Below are 19,276 nucleotides of genomic sequence, written 5' to 3' on the forward strand. Positions count from 1 at the left end.
TTTCTTCGCTTTGTGTGGCGGTTGGGGGTCTCGGACAATGCACTTGATGGGGGTAAGCGCGCCCGGGGGTATAAACAGCCATCCTGGCGTCATGACCGTTTGTTGATTTTGACACTTCCGGTTTCGTCCCTAAATTAACCAGGCAAGCGAGTCAGACGAATTGACGTCACGCGCTTTGAAGCACGCGGTCTGGGGGTGAACATCGGGAACCAACCCGTGTTCCAGTCTCAGGCGACCATGAGGAACAAAGGAAAACATATGCCAATCAAATATCTGCACACAATGGTGCGTGTTAAAGACCTTGAAAAATCGATCAAATTTTATGAAATGCTGGGCCTGAAAGAGCGCCGGCGGATGGATAACGAAGGGGGCCGGTTCACGCTGGTGTTCCTGTGTCCTCCCGGACAGGATGACGGCCATGCCGATGTTGAGCTGACCTATAATTGGGACGGGGATGATGGTTTGCCCAGCGATGGCCGCCACTTTGGCCACCTCGCCTATACGGTCGAGAATATCTATGAGATGTGCCAGACGCTGATGGACAACGGCGTGACCATCAACCGTCCGCCCCGCGATGGGCATATGGCGTTTGTGCGGTCGCCTGACAACATCTCGATCGAGTTGCTTCAGGAAGGTGACCGGCTGGCCCCTGCGGAACCCTGGGCGAGCATGGAAAACACAGGTCATTGGTAAAACTTGGCGCGCCCGCTGCGGTGCTGGCCCTTGGGCTGGCATCAGCGGCGGGTGCTGCGGAGTGTCGGCTGGCGCTGGCTTTGGCGATCGACGTGTCCAGCTCTGTTGATGCTGATGAAGATCGGTTGCAGCGCGGTGGTCTGGCCGCGGCACTTACTGCGCCAGAAGTTGAGGCTGCATTTTTCGCTGCCGATCAACCTGTGGCGCTGGCGATTTACGAATGGTCCGGGCGCTATAATCAGGAAGTTCTGATTGACTGGACGCTGATCGACAGCCGCCTTGCCTTGCTGGAAGCGGCGGAAACCATCGCAAGAAGCACCCGCAGCCATAATGATTTCCCCACTGCCATGGGCTATGCACTTGGATATGGTGCCAATCTTTTCGCACGGGCACCTGCCTGTCTGACCAAGACCATCGACATGGCGGGTGACGGGCAAAACAACGAAGGGTTTGAACCGAACGTCGCCTACCGTGAATTTCCCTTTACCGGTGTGACGGTCAATGGGCTGGTCGTGAACGCCGCCGATTTTGAAGGCGAAGTGGGGCTGATTGCCTATTACCAGTCACAGGTTTTGCATGGGCCGGGGGCCTTCATGGTCATTGCAAATGATTTCGAAGACTATGAACGCGCCATGCGCATCAAGCTTGAACGCGAACTGACGCCCCCAGCTTTGGGTGCCCTGCCCCAGATGCCGGAACAAGCAGGATGATCCGGGCGGTGGGTCTCATTCTGGCGTTGGCAATGCCTTCGGTCACAGATGCGATGGAATGCCGACAGGCGCTGGCCCTGGGACTGGATGTTTCAGGCTCTGTTGATGCGCGCGAATACAGGCTGCAACTGAGCGGCGTTGCCAGCGCGCTTGACGCCCCCGAGGTGCGAGAGAAACTGCTGTCGATGCCCGCCGCACCCGTGATGCTGATGATCTATGAATGGAGCGGCCCGAACGATCAGGCCGTTGTCTTGCCCTGGATGCGGATTGACACGCACGCCAGCATCGACACCATCATAGAAACCCTGCGCCAAACCCGGCGGCGTGACGCCACGCCAGGCACCGCATTGGGTGTTGCAATGCAAGTCGGTCAGGCGTTTCTTGCCCAGCGGCCCGACTGCTGGAAACATACCCTGGACATTTCCGGGGATGGGAAATCAAACCTTGGCCCGCGCCCCCGTGATGTGCGCGACCAGATCGAGGCGAGCGGCATCACGGTCAATGGTTTGGTGATCGGCATTGATGACCCGGACATCGGTGACATCAGGCAAGCCGAGATTGGCGAACTGTCGTCCTATTTCCGGGCCGAAGTTATTGTCGGCCCAGAGGCATTTGTGCACACCGCCATCGGGTTCAATGATTATGCCCGGGCCATGACGCAAAAGCTGCTGCGCGAACTGGAAAGTCTGGTCTTTTCACAAGTGACCACAGATCCGGCCCCGGCCACTCAGTAGATATAGCGGATCTGATCGGTCCAATACCGTTCCATCCGTTTCAGCGAGGTGGTGATATCCGCGATCCCTTCATGGCCAAGCATACCCTTGTTTTCCAGCCCTTCGGCATGACGGGAAAACAGGTCTGACACCACATCACGCACATGGCGGCCCTTTTCGGTGAGACGCACGCGAACCGACCTGCGGTCGATCTCGCAACGCTGGTGGTGCATATAGCCCATTTCGACCAGTTTTTTCAGATTATAGCTGACATTGCTGCCCTGATAATAACCACGGCTTTTCAATTCGCCGGCGGTCACTTCGTTGTCACCAATGTTGAACAGCAAAAGTGCCTGAACCGCGTTGATCTCCAACACGTTTACCCGTTCAAATTCATCTTTGATGACGTCCAGTAACAACCGATGCAGGCGTTCGACCAACGACAGCGCCTCCAGATATCCGACCATGAAACCCTTGTCGTTCATGGTTGGGACAAAGGGTTCTTGAATGCTCATTCTCATACTCTCCGACTCGTTTGACTGAGCCAGAAAGTGGTGAATAAAACAGAATATTTCGTTAAACCCGAATGATTAGCCGCCGGGCTGTGCGATATGGTCCTGAATGTCGGCAATCAAAGCCCCGTAAGGCTCGGGCACGGCGACCTGCCCGGTGACCCACTGATAGAGATCGTGATCGTTCTCGTTGAGCATCGCATCATAGAGCGTCAGGCGCGCGTCATCCATCTGGTCCAGCCGTGCTGAGGCAAAGGCCGACAGAATCAAATCCATCTCTTTGATGCCGCGCCGAATGGACCGCATATAAAGCCGCTTCACCCGGTGCTGAGCGATCTCAGGCATCGGCGGCTTCCATCAGAAGACGCCGCATCCGGTCCTCAAGACGTCCCAGGCTTTGCGCATTTTTCAGCATCTCCGCCCGCAACACACGCATTTCATTGAGCGTTTCGCGCATCTCGGTCGACACGGACGGCGCGTCATTGGGGCTCGCGATGCCGTCGCCTTCGCCGTTGATCAGCCACATCATGGATACACTCAGCAACCCTGCCAGTTGCGACAACCGGTTCGAGCGCGGCTCTGACAGATCGTCTTCCCAGTCGCGGATCGTTGACGCCCGCACCCCCATCCGTTTGGCCAGAGCCGCCTGCGTCATGCCCGAATTTTCGCGCGCCGCAGCGACGCGGTCACCAAAGGTGGCCACATCAGGACCGTACCAGTCTAAACCATCATCCATATCATCGTCTCCTGCCTGACACCGAACGAACTTGAACGGCGCGGGGGTGACCCCTATGAGTATAGGCGAACACATAGCCAACCTGAGGTCGAAATGGAACTGCTGTCTGCAACACTTGCCCGCGTCAAACCGTCCCCAACCATCGCTGTGACCACAAAAGCGGCCGAACTGAAGGCGGCAGGGCGTGACATCATCGGCCTTGGTGCCGGTGAGCCGGATTTCGACACACCTCAGAACATCAAGGATGCCGCCGTGGCCGCGATTGCCGCAGGCAAGACCAAATACACCGCCGTTGACGGGATTGCAGAGCTCAAGCAGGCGATCTGCGCCAAGTTCAAGCGCGACAACGGGCTGGACTACAAACCGTCACAGGTCAGTGTCGGCTCCGGCGGCAAGCAAATCCTTTTCAACGCGCTGATGGCGACGATGAACCCCGGCGAAGAAGTGGTGATCCCCGCCCCCTATTGGGTCAGCTATCCCGATATGGTGCTGTTGGCCGGTGGCACGCCCGTCATCGCCCCCGCCACCCTTGAGGACGATTTCAAACTGACGCCCGCCGCGTTGGAAGCCGCCATCACCCCCAAGACCAAATGGTTTATCTTCAATTCCCCCTCAAATCCGACCGGTGCCGGATATTCCCGTGATGAGCTCAAAGCCTTGACGGATGTGTTGATGCGTCACCCGCATGTCTGGGTGATGTCGGACGATATGTACGAGCATCTTGCCTATGACGGGTTTGAATTCTGCACCCCGGCCGAGGTGGAACCGGCCCTTTATGAGCGCACCTTGACCACCAATGGCGTGTCCAAGGCCTATGCCATGACCGGCTGGCGCATCGGCTATGCGGCGGGTCCGGAAAAGCTGATCTCGGCGATGCGCAAGATCCAGTCGCAATCCACATCCAACCCCTGCACAATATCGCAGTGGGCCGCGGTGGAGGCGTTGAACGGCACACAGGATTACATCCCTGAGAACAACAAGATGTTCGTGCGCCGCCGCAATCTGGTGGTCAAGATGCTGAGCGAGGTTGACGGCATCACCTGCCCCACACCCGAGGGTGCATTTTATGTCTATCCGTCCATTGCGGGGCTGATCGGCAAGACCACTGCGGCTGGCACCAAGATCACCGATGATGAAGGGTTTGCAACCGCATTGCTGGAAGAAACCGGCGTCGCCGTCGTTTTCGGCGCGGCATTCGGGCTATCGCCAAACTTCCGGGTCAGCTACGCTACGTCAGATGATGCTTTGAAAGAGGCGTGCACGCGCATTCAGAAGTTCTGCGCAACGTTGACCTAACAGGGGGTGGACCATGGCGGGCGAGTTACCGGAATATTATTTCAGGGTCCGTGAAAATGGGGCCGCCGTGTTTCGCGTGGACACCGAAAACCGCCAGCGTCGGATCGAGATGGACCAGATCGCCATGGTCAACATCCGCAATGGCGAGATCAAGCCGCAGGGTGACCGCACCCTGTCGGATGAGGACCGCGCCACCATTGATGCCTGGATGCAGGAGCGATTGCAGGTCCTCGCCCGCCGCGACATCGACGACATTTACCGCGCGGTTGATTATTTGAACCTGACGACCCAATGGGTGCAGTCCAAAGCCACGGATGAACAGCTGGAGGCGGTCACCGATGGCCTTTTGCTGGCCATGCACGATCTGCGCAGCACGCTGGTGCGCAAGAAAGCAGATCGGCTGCTCAAAGGGTAGCACTGTGGCGTCAACCGCTTGAAAGCGCAGGTGAGCAATGCTGCTGAAACCACGCAACCTTACGCTTATCGCCGTGATCGCTGCGTCAATCTATGTGATCGTATCGCCCAAAGAACGTCAGATGAATGTCTTTCTGACCGGCTACAGCTATTGGGACAACACGCCGCGCGCGTCAGCCGCCATTGCCCGGCCCGTTATCCACGCCCAGGCGGCGGGCATCGGCACCTTTGAAGATCCCATCACACTTGCCGTGGGCCATTCGATCTATTTCGGCAGGTCGTTCATGGATTTTCCGACCGGGACACGATTCTATTTTCCGCTGTTGCGCAAATACGCGATCGTCGAGGACCTGTGCGGCGATGGGCGCACGCCGCAAAATGGCCCCTGCCACATTGGCTACGAGGGCCATCCATGGCTTGATATCTATGTTGATGGCAGTGAGGCGGGCAATCAGAACGCGAACGACTGCATGGCGGACATCACCGGCATTCAGCCCGCCATCGTGAACCCCAAGCGACGGTACCGCGTTCACGCAGGGCCGATCACCGAAGGCGGTTGTCAGGTTTTCTGATCTGCGATTTCGTTTGCCTCTGTGTGCGTCTCGTCCTGGCCCAGCGCCTTGATCGTCACGCCCCAGAACCGCGCGTTCAGCAACACGGCTGCCACCCCCAGCCCGATCACCAGACCGCCCCAGACGCCGATACCGCCAAAGCCCAGAACAAAGCCCAGCAGATAGGAACAGGGCACGCCGATGCCCCAATAGCTGATCGCGGCCAGCACCATCGGCACCTTGGTGTCCTGCACCCCGCGCAGCAGACCCAGTGCAATGACCTGCGCCCCATCGACCAGCTGAAACAGCGCCGCCATCGCCAGCAGGCCAACCCCAACCGCCATGATATCAACCCGCGCCGGTTCATCGCGCTGCATGAAAAGCGAAATCAAGGGCTCTGGCCAGATGACAAACCCGATGATCGTCAGCGCGGCAAAGCTCAGCGACATCGCCAACGCAATCACCGCCCCCCGCGCCATATGCGGTCTGTCGCGGCGACCATAGGCGTTGCCCGCGCGAATGGTGGCGACATTGCTGATGCCGAGGTGCACCATGAAAGTCAGCGAGGCGAGCTGCATCACGATCCCATGTGCGGCCAGCGGGATGGTGCCCAGCCACCCCATCATCACCGCGGAAGCAGCAAACAGGCCCACTTCGCTCAACAGCGTCACCCCAATGGGCAGGCCCAGCCGGAACACCTTGGCCAGCATCGTCCGGTCGCCGCGCCACAGGCGCACAAACAGCCCGTGCTGCGGCATGACCCAGACCACATAGATCACCACCCCGGCGAGCGACACAAACTGCGTGATAACAGAGGCAATGGCCGCCCCCACCGCACCCAGTTCAGGCGCGCCCCAATTGCCGAAAATCAGCGCGTAATTGGCCAATCCGTTCACAAGAGCCGCCAAAAGCGTGATCCACAGCACCACCTGCGTCCGTTCCAGCGCCGCCAGATAAGACTTCAGCACCATGACAAAAAGTGCGGGCACAATGCCCCAGCCCGCCACTGCCAGATAGCGCCCCGCCAGTGCCGCTGTGTCCTCACTTTGGCCCAGCAACCGCAGGATCGGTTCGGCCCAGATCATCATCGGCATTGCCACAATGGCAAAGGCCAGCGACCACCATAGCCCCATGCGTGTGGCACGGCGGATGCCGACCTCATCACCCTCGGCCGCATAGGACGCGACCATCGGCATCACCGCCAGCGCAAACCCCGAGCCAAAGATGAACAGAACAAAGAAATAGGTGCTGGCCAGCGTGACCGCGGCCAGCGCCTCGACCGAGTACCAGCCCAGCATCACGGTATCCGTGACCCCGATGGCCATCTGACCCAGATGCCCGCCGACCAGTGGCAAACCCAAAGTCAGGATCGCACGGACATGTCCGCCATGTGTCATCTGTTGTTGCATCATTCTGCCTTACGCCCGGCTGCGGCAGAGGGAAAGAGGGGGGAGGCAAATTTGTTTTGCGGGCTCAGACCCGGCCCAAATGGGTATCGCGAAAGCCGCTTGGGTATTTCAGCCCATAGCCCAGCGCACGGTCCGTCCCGATATGCGCGCCCCAGATCAGCGCCACCAACAGTGCAATCCGGCCATCGGTCACCGCCCCGATCCCAGCCAGCATCAACGGGCCGAGATAGCTGTGCCCAAGATTATAAACCGCAGCGCCCATGCGCGGCCTCGCCAGATACCCCAGCATCACAATGTCCGGGACCAGCAATAGTGCTATGAACAACGCCCAGGATCCACCCAACTGCCCATAGAGCACAATAGAGGCCAAGGCGACCCCTACCCCTTCTGAGCGCAGTGTGATGCGTATCGGTGAAACGGCAGCGAACCGGCGCGGCAATATCTGATGTTGGGTCATGGCGATGTCCTTTGTTGTAGATCACCCTCTGCGTCGCACACCCGGCACCTGAAACAAATTGTCAAAATATGGGTAGTCAGCTAACATATTTTGATGAGCAACATCTTGCGATCTATAGACCATATTCCGGCGTTTCATGCGGTCATGACCCATGGCAGCCTCAGCGCCGCGGCGCGGGCGCTGCGCATAGCGCAACCCACCGTGCGCCGACATATCGAGGCATTGGAAGCTGACCTCAATACCCAGCTTTTCAGCCGTGCGGCCAATGGGTTGACCCCCACCGCACTGGCATGGACACTGCTGCCGATGGCGCAGTCCGTTCTGGAAGAAGCCGCCGCATTGCACAGGACCGCGTCAGCAGAAAGCGGCGCATTGGCAGGGGTTGTCAGGCTGACCAGCAGCCGCATTGTTGCGACACATGTCCTGCCGACCGCGCTGAAACAGATCACCGCTGAGGCCCCTCAGATCAAATTCGAAATCGCTGCAACGGATGTGGCGGAAAATCTGGCACGGCGTGCGGCGGACATTGCTGTCCGGTTTACGCAACCCACCCAACATGCGCTGATCGCCGTGGCCCTGCCCGCTGTTGAGGTTGGGCTGTTCGCGGCCCCCGGCACCCCGCCTGTTGCGGATGTGGAGGCGTTGAGCAAAGCGCCCTTTGTCGCAGATGATCGCGAAAATCTGATCTTGCCGGCTCTGACGGCGGCAGGCCTGCCGACCCTTCGCAATATCGTCGTACGCTGCGATGATCCGCTGGCCCAGATCGCGCATCTTCAGGCTGGCATGGGGGTGGGCCTGTGTCAGGTGAAACTGGCGGATCGTTTGGGCCTTGTCCGGGTCTTGCCAGAGGTCCGCCACGACATGCCCGCGTGGCTGGTGGTGCATGAGGATCAATCACAGATCGCCCGCATCCGATTTGTGTTTGATGCCCTTAAATCTGCGTTGCCGTTGCTGATGTAATCCGCTTGCCGCCCCGGGCCTTGCCGGGCAATGTTTGCGGACCCCAATCAGACTGGAAAACCCCTTGTCTCATGAAAACCGCATTGACCTGATCCGGCCGGACGCGCCGACCCTGGCCCAGCGCGGCCCCTGTGCCGTCGGCGTGCAAACCCATGTGCTGGACTTGCCGCCGGTGGCAGAGCTTGGCCCCAGACGCCTCACCGTCGAGATGTGGTATCCGGCGGTAGAGGGCACCAAAGCGGGCACAGTCTATGATACCTTGCTGCGCGATGGCGTAACCCCGGTGCGCTATGCCGGATCGGCCTGTCGCGATGCGGTCCCGGCCCAAGGCCCAGGCGCGCCATTTGTCGTGCTGTCGCATGGCTATCCGGGCAATCGCTATCTGATGTCCCACCTTGCGGAAAGCCTTGCCGCCAAGGGCTATATCGTTGCGGCACCGGACCACGCGGGCAGCACATATGACGATCAGCAGGTTTTTGGCCTGACGTTGCTGCATCGGCCGTTGGACCAGCGCGGCCTGATTGACGCGGTAGCGGGCATGGGCGGCCCCCTCGCAGCACTTGCCGACACAGCCAACACGGCCATTATCGGGTACTCCATGGGCGGATACGGCGCTTTGGTGCTGGGCGGCGCGGGTCTAAGTACGTCTGCTCTGACCTATAAAGGCGCGCCCCCAGACGGTGCGCTCGCCCGCCACATCGCGGGCAGCGCCACCCATGACGCCTTGCTTGACACAAGGATCAGGGCAATCGTGCCAATCGGGCCGTGGGGGAATGCGGCGGGAATGTGGGATGCGGCGGGGTTGGCAGGCCTGCGCGTGCCGATGCTGTTGATTGTGGGCACCAAGGACGAGGTGTCAAACCATGGTGCCATGCAGCGCATATTTACGGGTGCAACGCAGGTCGAGCGGCACATGCTGAACTTTACCCACGCAGGCCACAACGCCGCAGCCCCGGTACCCGCGCCGCACGAAAGCTGGGCCCATTCGGATGCATTGGGCTGGGCCCCCTTTGCCCATTACGCAGACCCGGTTTGGGACACCTGCCGGATGAACAACATCGCCCAGCATTTTGTTGCGGCATTTCTGGCGCGGCACCTGAAAGGCGATCAGGCGGCGGGCGCATTTCTAAACGGCACCGACTGGCCCGGGTTTGCACCGCAGACAGCACGTGGTTTGACGTTGGAACATCTGCCAGCCGGGGCGTTTTAACAGGCTGTTAATGGTGGCCCCAATCATCCGGGTCATCCGAGTTTCCGGGGCTCAACCCGATGATGTCGCCCTTGGTCGAACACCCCAGCCCCAGCACAGTGCGGTTGGCATAAGCGAAATAAGCCACCACCTGATTGATCTCAAGAATTTCGCCATCATCCCAACCCGCATCGCGCAACGCTGTGACGTCACCTTCGATCATCTCCGCCGGTGACCCGCTCAGTTTGCGCGCATAGATCATCGCCGCCTGTTGTGCCGCGTCCAAAGGTGTCTCAGCCACCTGCCCTGCCTCAATTGCCGCGCGAATGGCATCGGCGCGCGCATCATCGCGCAACAAGCGTTTCATCCCGGCAAAATGGTGTTCGACGCAATAGTCGCAGGAATTCAGCGCCGAAACCCAGACCCCCAGCACTTCAAGAAACCATTTGGGAATTGTGTTGTCGCGGTGGTGCAGCACGTATTTGTAAACCGCCATATGCCCCTCCATCGTGTGGGGCCGCAACGAGTGCATCATCATGATGTTATCCACATTGTTGCCGGGGCCGGTCACGCGGGCATAGAGATCCTTGAGCTTGCCGGTGGCAGCCTCAAAAGGGATGGTCTTGATCCAGGGCATGGGAGGTTCCTTTGTCTTTTTGGGGAGTGTGAGGAGATTGCGCGACGACCACAAGGCGGGTTTCGCACCTTTGCGAGGTCGAAAAGCTGTGGATTAAGCAATCAACGCGATTGCCCCCGGCACGCTGCCCTGTCAAAATACGGCCAACAATAAGAAAGAGCAGCCCCATGTCCGATCTTCTTTCAAGCCAGAAGCCCAGCGAATACGATGCCTCCTCCATTCAGGTGTTGGAGGATATGGAGCACGTCCGCCTGCGCCCCGGCATGTACATCGGTGGCAAGGATGACCGCGCGCTGCATCACATGGTGGCAGAGATCATCGACAACTCGATGGACGAGGCGGTTGCGGGGCATGCCACGTGGATCGAACTGGAACTGCACGAGAACGGCCATGTCACCGTGCGCGACAACGGGCGCGGCATCCCCACCGATCCACATCCCAAGGACCCCAGCAAATCGGCGTTGGAGATCATTTTCTGCACGCTGAACGCGGGCGGCAAGTTTTCGGGGGATTCTTATGAAACCTCTGGCGGATTGCACGGGGTCGGCTCATCCGTGGTCAACGCCCTGTCTGATCATCTGCGGGTCGAGGTGGCGCGCAACCGCGAGCTTTATGCGATGGAATTCTCGCGCGGGCTTCCACAAGGACCGCTTGAGAAAATCGGGGCTGCCCCCAATCGGCGCGGCACAGCGGTGACGTTCCATCCTGACCCTGAAATCTTTGGCGCTTTAAAGCTCAAGCCCGCGCGGCTCTTTGCGATGGCGCGGTCCAAGGCTTACCTGTTTTCCGGCGTCGAAATCCGCTGGAAAACGGCGCAGACGGACGGCGACACACCGCAAGAGGCCACGTTTCATTTTCCCGGTGGATTGTCCGATTATCTGAAGGAAACACTTGGCGGGTCGACCACCTATGCCGATGCGCCTTTTGCAGGCACGGTCGACTTCAAGGACAAGTTCAACACCCCTGGCAAGGTCGAATGGGCGATCAACTGGACGCCCTCGCGCGATGGATTTATCCAGTCCTATTGCAACACCATCCCGACGCCCGAAGGCGGCACCCATGAGGCCGGGTTCTGGGCCGCGATCCTCAAGGGCATCAAGGCCTATGGCGAGTTGTCGAGCAACCGCAAGGCCGCCACCATCACCCGCGAGGACCTGATCACCGGCGGTTGCGCGTTGGTGTCGTGTTTTATCCGCGAGCCGGAATTCGTGGGCCAGACCAAGGACCGTCTGGCCACCGTTGAAGCACAGCGCATGGTCGAAAACGCGGTGCGCGACCACTTTGACAACTGGCTGGCGGCAGACACGAAATCCGCCGGGGCCATCCTTGATTTTCTGGTGCTGCGCGCAGAAGAGCGTCTGCGCCGCCGTCAGGAAAAGGAAACCGCCCGCAAGTCCGCGACCAAGAAACTACGCCTGCCCGGCAAGCTGACCGATTGCACCAGCAAATCGCGCGAGGGTACCGAATTGTTCATCGTCGAGGGCGACTCGGCTGGCGGTTCTGGCAAAGGCGCGCGCAACCGAGTCAATCAGGCGCTGCTGCCGCTGAAGGGCAAGATTTTGAACGTGCTCGGGGCGGCGTCAGGCAAGCTGAACACCAACGCCGAAATCAGCGATCTGTGCGAGGCACTGGGCGTGGGCATGGGGTCCAAATTCGTGCTCGACGATCTGCGCTATGACAAGATCATCATCATGACGGACGCGGATGTCGACGGCGCGCATATCGCGTCGCTGTTGATGACGTTCTTTTTCACCCAGATGCGCCCGATGATTGACGCAGGTCACCTGTATCTGGCCTGCCCGCCGCTGTTCCGCCTGACGCAAGGGCCAAAGCGGGTCTATTGCCTTGATGAAGCAGAGAAAAACTTGTGGCTTGAGAAAGGACTGGGCGGGCGTGGCAAGATCGATGTCAGCCGCTTTAAAGGTCTGGGAGAGATGGACGCGAAGGACCTCAAAGAAACTACCATGGACCCGACCACCCGCAAACTGATCCGGGTGACCGTGCAGGAGGACATGCCGGGGGAAACCAGTGATCTGGTCGAGCGCCTGATGGGGAAAAAACCGGAACTGCGGTATGCCTATATTCAGGAGAACGCTCAGTTTGTGGAGGAGTTGGATGTTTGAGGGGTAACTGTTGGTTATGCTCACAGTCAAAAACTCTGGTTCAAAGCCACATGATCCCAGCGTTTGCCTTCAAACGGCAAAAGGATACGGCTGCAAGCCCCATGTTGCGAAAAGGGAAAAACCCTAATTGACGGGTACAAGATGGAGATAAGCACCCATTGTACTGCAATGATTGCGAGCAGATGCTTTCTCGATGGGAGAATACTGCAAGCTCAAAAATATTCAAACCCGCAACAAGGCGAGAACCGCTAGAAGGCGGGTATGGTGGCTGGTTATCACGATTTGCGGCCTCGTTGGCTATCCGCACAGTACATTCACAATTGTATCGAAAGATTGACCGGAAAACTGGCGCAATTGATTTTAAAAAGGTGAAACAAGCAGCTGAAGTTTGGCGCCAATTTTTGATAGGCGAGACTAGCAACCCAGGAGCGCATCGACTTTATTTCTTGTATAATGGTTACTTTAATCACTTCGATGCTGATGATTTACCTTCAAACTGGAACACTTACATACATCGCTCTATTGAGCGAGATTTGATGTACACAGAAAGTGGAAACTTCTGCGCCACTTTCGTCAAGCTTGGTCCTCTGACCTTTTTTGGTTCAATTATCTCTGAAACCAAAGACTGGAAACAAGACTCAATTAGGTGCGGTGATTGGACGTATTCAAAGCACAATTTCACTCCAAATAAAATGATATGGCAATATTATATCCTTCGGGCGAAAAGCAGCCAAAAAATTATGGCCGGAATTTCTGAAAAACAGCAGAAGATAATAGATGCTGAAACTCTGCGTCGAGAGGCCGAATTTGTCCGTTCAGACCTATTTCGATCGCTTAAAGATGATTTCGATCAGTTTCCTAACAGTTGAGATTAATAGACACGACGCGCCTGCCCCACCGTCCCGCTGAAACCCCTTCCCCGTGGGGCAAGGGGCAATACTCAAAACGCGTATTGGGTTTCCTAATTTCTGCGGATGGCTGCAGTTGTTGTTTCGGTGGATTCCCCCTCACTCCTGCACGGAAATCAAATACGCCACCAAATCAACCACCGGGCGGCTGGTCATGATCGGTTGGCCGGTCTCGGCCTTGAGCGCCGTATCGTCACCGTCAAAGAACGGGCCATAGACCGGCATCGGTGATCCGTGACTGACCAGCGGGTCACGGCCGTCGATGCGCATCACGACGCGCGTCATCGGAAACACGCCGTCATTGCGCTGGCTCAGTTGCAAAAGGTTGGGCGGCTGCAAAAGCAGCGCCGGAGACATCGGGCCGTCGCCCGCCAAATCCGCCCCGTGACAAGTGGCACAGTAATGGGCGTAAATCTCGGCACCTATATTTACATCCTGTGCCTGGGCCGCGCCCTGCATCAGCGCAAAGGCGCTGACCAATCCGATCAGAGGTTTCATCCGGGGTCTCCTTTTACCATTCACCCCCATATTACGCAGCACGAACCCGGGGCCGCCATGATCTTGATCAATCCGCGCGGGGCCGCGACATCATGCAGATGCGATGCACCGCCCAACATTTACCGCTTGAACTGTCCGGCATCCCGCGCCTAACTCTTTACCATGGTCCGCGCCCTCCTCATCTTGCTGTTTCTTGCCTCCTGCGGGCGTCCGCTTACCCAGAATGAGCGCGCGTTTATGGCCACCATCCACGGCGAAAGCCTGAACCTTGACCGGGTGCGCCTGCATGAGGGTGCGCCCACGCGGGCCGTGACTTTCCGGTATAAACCGCGTCCGCGCACCACCTGTCGGGAATTGATTCTGCCACCCGTCACCGATGAGGTGATCACCACCAAACCCGCCGCAGTCGCGCTTTTTAATACCGTGCTTTTTGACGAGGACTGGTATCTGGATGACTATCTGCCCGACTATCCAGACAAGATCGGCCTGATCGCCGCGATGCTGCTTGCCCATGAGATGACCCATGTCTGGCAATGGCAGAACCGGGCGCGCACGGGCTATTCACCGCTGCGCGCGGCGACGGAACATGGCGGCGGCGCGGATCCTTATCTATTTGATATTGCGAACAATCGCAAGTTTCAGGATTTCGGATTTGAGCAGCAAGGGTCCATCGTTGAGGAGTTTGTCTGTTGCCGCGCCCTGGCCCCGCAAGCGCCGCGCACCAAGCGTCTGCACAGGTTGATTTCCGGTGTCATGCCGGTGGCACCCCTGCCGCAAAGCCGCGAATTTGATGTGCGGTTGCCATGGGACGGTGTCACGCTGAAACGGATCTGCGGTTAGCGTTGAATGCTTTCCAGATAGGCCAGCAAACCGGCCAGCACACGGGGCGTCGGGGTCATCACGCCGTCGACTTCAACTGGCACCAGATCATCCGCCATCACGCCGCCAAACTCGGGCATCACGCGGGAAAGATGGCTGTCCGCCGGATTGCCGTAGATATAGCTGAGCGCGCGCGCGGTTGGGAATGTGCCGCCATTGCCGCGCGCAAGAACCATCAGATCCGTGGGTTTGGGCGTCAGCCCCGCCGCCAATGGCCCATCGCCGCGCCCGGCCCCGCCATGACAGGACACGCAGTTTTCAGCAAAGAACGCACGGCCCTCTGGCGCTTCCGGCATGGTCGGCACGGTGCAGGCGATCAGACCCGCAAAGGCCGCTGTGGCTGTTGTGACCAAGATGATGCGGCGCATGGTATTAACCTCAGATTGGGGGCGTAAATGGTGATCCATGCTTGCCCATACCTGCCGCCGCGGCCATGATCCAGATCAATTCAAGAAAGTCAGGAAACGCGCACATGGCCCACTATGCCTTCATCATGCTGGTTGCGGGGGTCGGCATCCCCATTCTTGCGGCCCTTAACGCGGCACTTGGCACCCGCATCGGATCGCCAGCGGCAGCCGCTACAGTGTTGTTTGTCATCGCTTTTGCAGCCAGCCTAAGCGTCGCGGTGGTGACCGGGCCTCAGGCTTTTGCCCGCTTTGCAGGCACACCAAAGCACCTGTTTCTGGGCGGGCTTCTGGTGGCGTTCTACGTGCTGTCGATCACCTTTATCGCGCCGCATTTTGGCGTCGGCAACGCGGTGTTCTTTGTGCTGTTGGGACAGTTGATCTCAGCCGCCGCAATTGACCACTTTGGCCTTTTTGGCGCACAGGTATCGCCCTTGGGCTTGGCCCGTGCAGGCGGCATTGGCCTGATGGCGGCCGGGGTGTGGCTGACCCAGCAGGTTTAGCCCGCAAACCCTTTTATCTGGGCCCAGACCGCATCTTTGACCTCTACCGGATCGGCAGGTTTCTTGCCCTGCCCCGGCATCCGTGCCCCTGGATCCTGCGCGGCAGCGGCTGACAGCTCTTTCAGCCGCGCGGCGAATGCATGTGAGGCTGAGGGATCGATCAGAATGTAGTATTGCCCCAGATCATGCGGTGCCCCTTCCGGTGCCTTGAGCGGTTTGACGTCCTTTGACAGAACCCCGCCTGTCATACCCGCGGCCAGCAGCTCGGCCATCAGGCCAAAACCCCAGCCTTTGTAACCGCCCACCGACACCAGAGAGCCCTTCAAGGCCGCTTCCGGGTCGGTCGTCGGATTGCCAGCTTCGTCCAATGCCCAGCCTTCGGGAATAGCCTCCCCCGCTGCCTGCGCCATGGTGATCTTGCCCAAGGCCACCGTGGTGGTCGATTGATCAAAGAGCATCGCCACACCGCCGCGCCCGTCCGGTACGGCAAATGAGATCGGGTTGGTGCCAATCACCCGCGACTTACCGCCCGGTGCGGCAACAATCGGCGATGCATTGGTGAACCCCAGGCCAATCAGCCCGGCGCGCGCAATCTGTTCGGTGAAATAGCCCAAAGAGGTGCAGGTATGTGCATGGCCAACGGCCAAGGTCGCAATCCCGGCCTGTCGCGCGGCATCCAGCGCCACGGGCAAGCCATAGGCAAAGGCCGGCTGGGCAAATCCAAAAAGCGCGTCAACATTCACCACGGCTGAGCGCGGCGTGCTGACCACGGGCACAACATCGCCCTTGACGCGGCCCGATTTCAGCTGCTGGCAATAGCTTTCCACATAGTAGAGACCACAAATCCTGTTGCCGACAGATTCGGCGGCTGCCACCGCACGCGCCACCTCGGCTGCGGCAAACGCATCGGCACCATGGGCAACCAATGCGGCCTGAGTTGTCGCTTCTATGTCTTTGAGCGATACCTGCACCATGTCCAAATCCTTTAAATTCCTTGGCCAGAGGGCCGCATTCCAGTGTGATCAAAGGTTGGGCTTGGCGTCAAGCGATGATCAACGCATTCAGGCACTCGGACAAATCCTTAAATCGGCACCAGGCGGCCATTGTCCAGCCGGATCTGGCGGTCCATGCGCGCGGCAAGTTCCAGGTTATGGGTCGCAATCACCGCAGACAGTCCGGTGCTGCGCACCAGGTCCATCAACGCGCCAAACACCTGATCGGATGTGGTGGGATCAAGGTTGCCGGTGGGTTCATCCGCGAGCAGCAGGCGCGGCTGATTGGCAAGTGCACGGCAAAAGGCAACCCGTTGTTGTTCACCGCCAGACAGGGCTGCCGGACGGTGGTCTGCGCGCCCCGCAATGCCCACCTGAGCCAGCAGTTCATTGGCCCGCGTTTCTGCCGCGTTCCGCGCCACGCCATCCGCAAGCTGGGGCAGAACGATGTTTTCCGTGGCTGTGAATTCCGGCAGAAGGTGATGAAATTGATAGATAAATCCAACATCAGCACGCCGCACCCGCGTGCGCCTGCGGTCAGTTTGCCCGGTCATGTCATCGCCACCAATGGCCACTGTGCCCGCGTCCGGCGTGTCCAGCAGCCCTGCTATATGCAGCAGGGTTGATTTGCCTGCACCCGAGGGGGCGACCAATGCCACCACCTCGCCCGTGGCCACATCAAGGTCGATGCCGCGCAGCACGGTCACTTCATTTACGGCACCCTTGTTATAGGCCTTGGTAATGCCATTCAGGCGCAGCACCGGATCATTCATAACGCAACGCCTCAACCGGGTTCATACGGGCCGCACGGCGTGCAGGGAAAATGGTCACGATGAACGACAACCCCAGCGACAGAGCCACCGCTGACAACACATCGTTCAGTTGCAGCTTGGCGGGCAGGAAATAGATGCCCCTGATCGACGCATCCCAAGCGGTGCCGCCACTGAGATAATTCACAAAGCCAAAGACCTGATCGACGTAGATCGCAAAGAGACACCCCAGGATCACGCCCAATGCGGTGCCGATGATGCCTGTGAACGCGCCACAGATGAAAAACACCCGCAACACCGACCCTTCGGTCAGTCCCATCGTGCGCAATATGCCAATATCGCGGCCCTTGTTTTTCACCAGCATGATCAGGCCCGACACAATGTTCATTGCCGCGATCAACACCAGAACACTGAGGATCACGAACATCACCCGGTCCTCAATATCAAGCGCATTCAGAAACGAGCCTGACGCATCGCGCCATGTCCAGACCTGAGAGCTGGGCCCGGCGGCCTGCAGCAGCGCAGGGGCCATCGCATCAACCGCTTCCGGCTCTTCAACCATCACTTCAAGTTCATCCGCCAACCCTTCACGATTAAAGAAAGATTGCGCCTCGGCAAGTGGTAGATATGCCCGCGTCCGGTCGATATCATATCGGCCTGCCGCAAAGATATAAACCACCTCATACCCATTCACCCGCGGGCTGCGCCCCATCGGTGTCACCGCCCCATTTGGGGAAATCAGCTTGATCGTATCACCAACGGTGACACCCAGTGTGTTGGCCACGCCGATGCCAATGGCGATCCCCTCTTCAAAACGGTTGATATCGCCCTGCGCCTGATCGGAATGGGCAATGCGCGGGATGGTTTTGAGATTGGCCGCGGCAATGCCAAAGACTTCGACACCCGCATTGGCCTGACGCTTGTTCGCCATCACCTGGCCCCGCACCAAAGGTGCCACCCGCGTCACCCCTGGCACTTTTGCGACCTCGGCGGCCATTTCGGTATAATTTGAGATCGACCGGTCAATTACCCCCGCCGCGTTCACTTCGCCCAGCGTATAGACCGTCACATGGGCATTCGCGCCCAAGATCGTATCGACAAATTCAGCCCGGAACCCAGACCGCACCGCGAGCGTCGCAATCAGGGCAAAAACCGCAAGCGTAATGCCGATCAGACTGATCCAGGTCATCACGCTGACCCCACCCTCGGCGCGGCGCGCGCGCAGGTAGCGCCATGCGATCATCCATTCAAATGGCGCAAAAGGTGCGGTGTTTCGCGAGGTTTTTCCGGCCATCAAAAGGCTCCTGACATCTTGGCCGCAAACTGCGGGTTTGGGGGGACAGCGTCAAGCCGCCTTTGCGGCATCGCGGCGGCGAAACGGCCACACTAATAGTTTCAAGACAGCGCCCAGCAACAGGCTTGCCAGAACAAACCCGACCCCACCAAAGATGATCCCGGCGAAATTGAGCGGCAAGGCGGGTTGGTAGTCGTCCCAGGCTGCCGCAGCAATCTGCGGATCGGTCAGGCGCGGCAGGTGATAGGCCCGCATGAATGGCCCAGCACCTTTGAGTTCGGCAAGGTCACCTTTCAGCGCCGCATAGCGCCCGAACGTCTGGGTCATATCCACCCTGCGCCGGTTCAGAAAATCGGTTCCCTGCAGCTGCGCCAATGCCGCATCGCGGCTCAGCCCAACCGCTTGTGCGGACGCATCAAAATCCGCAACCACTTCGGCCAGCGCGTCCACGGCACCGCCCAGTCGCTGGGTATATTGTTGCGAAAATTCCGGGAATTGCGATGTTGTCACAGCCCCGGCCAACCCGCCTGCCAATGTCAAAGCACGCACAATTATCAATCTATCACCCGTCTGGATATGCCTGTTAACACGCTGCCTTTTTCAGCCAACCTATCACGAGCCATCCAAG

General features: G+C 58.9%; 24 protein-coding genes. 12 read left to right on the plus strand and 12 right to left on the minus strand.

The features are described 5' to 3' along the window. Positions 1-258: 258 nt before the first annotated feature. The 3 genes from C1J02_RS14660 to C1J02_RS14670 are packed head-to-tail and all read left to right on the plus strand — an operon-like array spanning position 259 to position 2,137. Complete coding sequence (locus C1J02_RS14660; protein WP_114879241.1) at positions 259-693, plus strand: VOC family protein; 435 nt, start codon at positions 259-261, stop codon at positions 691-693. After that, on the plus strand, positions 687-1,403 hold the full coding sequence (locus C1J02_RS14665; RefSeq protein WP_254693109.1) for a DUF1194 domain-containing protein: 717 nt from the start codon (positions 687-689) through the stop codon (positions 1,401-1,403). The genes C1J02_RS14660 and C1J02_RS14665 overlap by 7 nt, the downstream gene beginning before the upstream one ends. Then, entirely contained in the window at positions 1,400-2,137 is a 738-nt protein-coding gene (locus C1J02_RS14670) for a DUF1194 domain-containing protein (protein ID WP_114879243.1), read from the plus strand. The genes C1J02_RS14665 and C1J02_RS14670 overlap by 4 nt, the downstream gene beginning before the upstream one ends. On the opposite strand, the gene C1J02_RS14675 is transcribed toward C1J02_RS14670, so the two are convergent. The 3 genes from C1J02_RS14675 to C1J02_RS14685 all read right to left on the minus strand — a co-directional run bounded on the left by C1J02_RS14675 (position 2,131) and on the right by C1J02_RS14685 (position 3,364). Continuing rightward, positions 2,131-2,637 carry a MarR family winged helix-turn-helix transcriptional regulator gene (locus C1J02_RS14675; RefSeq protein ID WP_114879244.1) on the minus strand — a complete coding sequence of 169 codons (507 nt, stop codon included), beginning with the start codon at positions 2,635-2,637 and terminating at the stop codon, positions 2,131-2,133. The two genes, C1J02_RS14670 and C1J02_RS14675, sit on opposite strands and share 7 nt — an antisense overlap. Before the next feature lie 69 nt (positions 2,638-2,706). After that, a complete protein-coding gene (locus C1J02_RS14680; RefSeq protein WP_114879245.1) occupies positions 2,707-2,973 on the minus strand; it encodes a succinate dehydrogenase assembly factor 2 in 267 nt (88 codons plus the stop codon). Continuing rightward, entirely contained in the window at positions 2,966-3,364 is a 399-nt protein-coding gene (locus tag C1J02_RS14685; protein ID WP_114879246.1) for a helix-turn-helix domain-containing protein, read from the minus strand. The genes C1J02_RS14680 and C1J02_RS14685 overlap by 8 nt, the downstream gene beginning before the upstream one ends. Positions 3,365-3,457: 93 nt before the next feature. Here C1J02_RS14685 and C1J02_RS14690 point away from each other — a divergent pair, with 93 nt between their 5' ends. Genes C1J02_RS14690 through C1J02_RS14700 form a run of 3 tightly spaced genes read left to right on the plus strand, consistent with a single transcriptional unit; the run spans position 3,458 to position 5,646 of the window. Beyond that, complete coding sequence (locus C1J02_RS14690; RefSeq protein WP_114879247.1) at positions 3,458-4,660, plus strand: pyridoxal phosphate-dependent aminotransferase; 1,203 nt, start codon at positions 3,458-3,460, stop codon at positions 4,658-4,660. A gap of 13 nt (positions 4,661-4,673) precedes the next feature. Next, positions 4,674-5,075: a hypothetical protein gene (locus tag C1J02_RS14695; protein ID WP_114879248.1), complete on the plus strand. Its 402-nt coding sequence runs from the start codon at positions 4,674-4,676 to the stop codon at positions 5,073-5,075. 37 nt (positions 5,076-5,112) lie between these two features. Beyond that, positions 5,113-5,646: a hypothetical protein gene (locus C1J02_RS14700; RefSeq protein ID WP_254693110.1), complete on the plus strand. Its 534-nt coding sequence runs from the start codon at positions 5,113-5,115 to the stop codon at positions 5,644-5,646. On the opposite strand, the gene C1J02_RS14705 is transcribed toward C1J02_RS14700, so the two are convergent. Continuing rightward, a complete protein-coding gene (locus C1J02_RS14705; protein ID WP_114880622.1) occupies positions 5,634-7,034 on the minus strand; it encodes an MATE family efflux transporter in 1,401 nt (466 codons plus the stop codon). The two genes, C1J02_RS14700 and C1J02_RS14705, sit on opposite strands and share 13 nt — an antisense overlap. 64 nt (positions 7,035-7,098) lie before the next feature. Then, positions 7,099-7,491: a DUF4260 domain-containing protein gene (locus C1J02_RS14710; protein ID WP_114879249.1), complete on the minus strand. Its 393-nt coding sequence runs from the start codon at positions 7,489-7,491 to the stop codon at positions 7,099-7,101. A 93-nt stretch (positions 7,492-7,584) separates the two neighbouring features. Here C1J02_RS14710 and C1J02_RS14715 point away from each other — a divergent pair, with 93 nt between their 5' ends. Both C1J02_RS14715 and C1J02_RS14720 read left to right on the plus strand, forming a co-directional pair. Continuing rightward, positions 7,585-8,451 carry a LysR family transcriptional regulator gene (locus tag C1J02_RS14715; RefSeq protein ID WP_114879250.1) on the plus strand — a complete coding sequence of 289 codons (867 nt, stop codon included), beginning with the start codon at positions 7,585-7,587 and terminating at the stop codon, positions 8,449-8,451. Between the two features lie 64 nt (positions 8,452-8,515). After that, positions 8,516-9,661: an alpha/beta fold hydrolase gene (locus C1J02_RS14720; protein WP_114879251.1), complete on the plus strand. Its 1,146-nt coding sequence runs from the start codon at positions 8,516-8,518 to the stop codon at positions 9,659-9,661. Positions 9,662-9,668: 7 nt separating this feature from the next. Here the strand turns inward: C1J02_RS14720 and C1J02_RS14725 are convergent, their stop codons facing one another. Further along, positions 9,669-10,277: a carboxymuconolactone decarboxylase family protein gene (locus tag C1J02_RS14725; RefSeq protein ID WP_114879252.1), complete on the minus strand. Its 609-nt coding sequence runs from the start codon at positions 10,275-10,277 to the stop codon at positions 9,669-9,671. 167 nt (positions 10,278-10,444) lie between these two features. On the opposite strand from C1J02_RS14725, the gene C1J02_RS14730 reads away from it, so the two are divergent. Together C1J02_RS14730 and C1J02_RS14735 are read left to right on the plus strand one after the other, a co-directional pair. After that, on the plus strand, positions 10,445-12,400 hold the full coding sequence (locus C1J02_RS14730) for a type IIA DNA topoisomerase subunit B (protein ID WP_114879253.1): 1,956 nt from the start codon (positions 10,445-10,447) through the stop codon (positions 12,398-12,400). 182 nt (positions 12,401-12,582) lie between these two features. Further along, the gene (locus C1J02_RS14735) at positions 12,583-13,269 is read left to right on the plus strand and encodes a hypothetical protein (RefSeq protein WP_162798329.1); all 687 of its coding nucleotides are present in this window, start codon (positions 12,583-12,585) and stop codon (positions 13,267-13,269) included. Positions 13,270-13,407: 138 nt separating this feature from the next. Here C1J02_RS14735 and C1J02_RS14740 read toward each other — a convergent pair whose 3' ends face one another. Then, complete coding sequence (locus C1J02_RS14740) at positions 13,408-13,806, minus strand: c-type cytochrome (RefSeq protein ID WP_114879255.1); 399 nt, start codon at positions 13,804-13,806, stop codon at positions 13,408-13,410. A gap of 162 nt (positions 13,807-13,968) precedes the next feature. Here C1J02_RS14740 and C1J02_RS14745 point away from each other — a divergent pair, with 162 nt between their 5' ends. Then, positions 13,969-14,646, plus strand: coding sequence for a hypothetical protein (locus C1J02_RS14745; protein ID WP_114879256.1), 678 nt, complete (start codon positions 13,969-13,971; stop codon positions 14,644-14,646). On the opposite strand, the gene C1J02_RS14750 is transcribed toward C1J02_RS14745, so the two are convergent. After that, positions 14,643-15,053 carry a cytochrome c gene (locus tag C1J02_RS14750; protein ID WP_368073758.1) on the minus strand — a complete coding sequence of 137 codons (411 nt, stop codon included), beginning with the start codon at positions 15,051-15,053 and terminating at the stop codon, positions 14,643-14,645. The genes C1J02_RS14745 and C1J02_RS14750 overlap by 4 nt on opposite strands. 104 nt (positions 15,054-15,157) lie before the next feature. On the opposite strand from C1J02_RS14750, the gene C1J02_RS14755 reads away from it, so the two are divergent. Beyond that, on the plus strand, positions 15,158-15,592 hold the full coding sequence (locus tag C1J02_RS14755) for a DMT family transporter (RefSeq protein ID WP_114879257.1): 435 nt from the start codon (positions 15,158-15,160) through the stop codon (positions 15,590-15,592). Here the strand turns inward: C1J02_RS14755 and C1J02_RS14760 are convergent. From C1J02_RS14760 to C1J02_RS14775, 4 genes are all read right to left on the minus strand, one after another. Then, the gene (locus tag C1J02_RS14760) at positions 15,589-16,566 is read right to left on the minus strand and encodes an Ldh family oxidoreductase (protein WP_114879258.1); all 978 of its coding nucleotides are present in this window, start codon (positions 16,564-16,566) and stop codon (positions 15,589-15,591) included. The genes C1J02_RS14755 and C1J02_RS14760 overlap by 4 nt on opposite strands. Before the next feature lie 107 nt (positions 16,567-16,673). Further along, entirely contained in the window at positions 16,674-17,357 is a 684-nt protein-coding gene (locus C1J02_RS14765; protein WP_114879259.1) for an ABC transporter ATP-binding protein, read from the minus strand. Further along, positions 17,350-18,648: a lipoprotein-releasing ABC transporter permease subunit gene (locus tag C1J02_RS14770; RefSeq protein ID WP_254693111.1), complete on the minus strand. Its 1,299-nt coding sequence runs from the start codon at positions 18,646-18,648 to the stop codon at positions 17,350-17,352. The genes C1J02_RS14765 and C1J02_RS14770 overlap by 8 nt, the downstream gene beginning before the upstream one ends. Before the next feature lie 51 nt (positions 18,649-18,699). Then, positions 18,700-19,197, minus strand: coding sequence for a DUF2937 family protein (locus tag C1J02_RS14775; RefSeq protein WP_368073788.1), 498 nt, complete (start codon positions 19,195-19,197; stop codon positions 18,700-18,702). Positions 19,198-19,276: the final 79 nt, after the last annotated feature.

The sequence above is a fragment of the Sulfitobacter sp. SK011 genome (genome assembly GCF_003352065.1).
Taxonomy (GTDB): domain Bacteria; phylum Pseudomonadota; class Alphaproteobacteria; order Rhodobacterales; family Rhodobacteraceae; genus Sulfitobacter.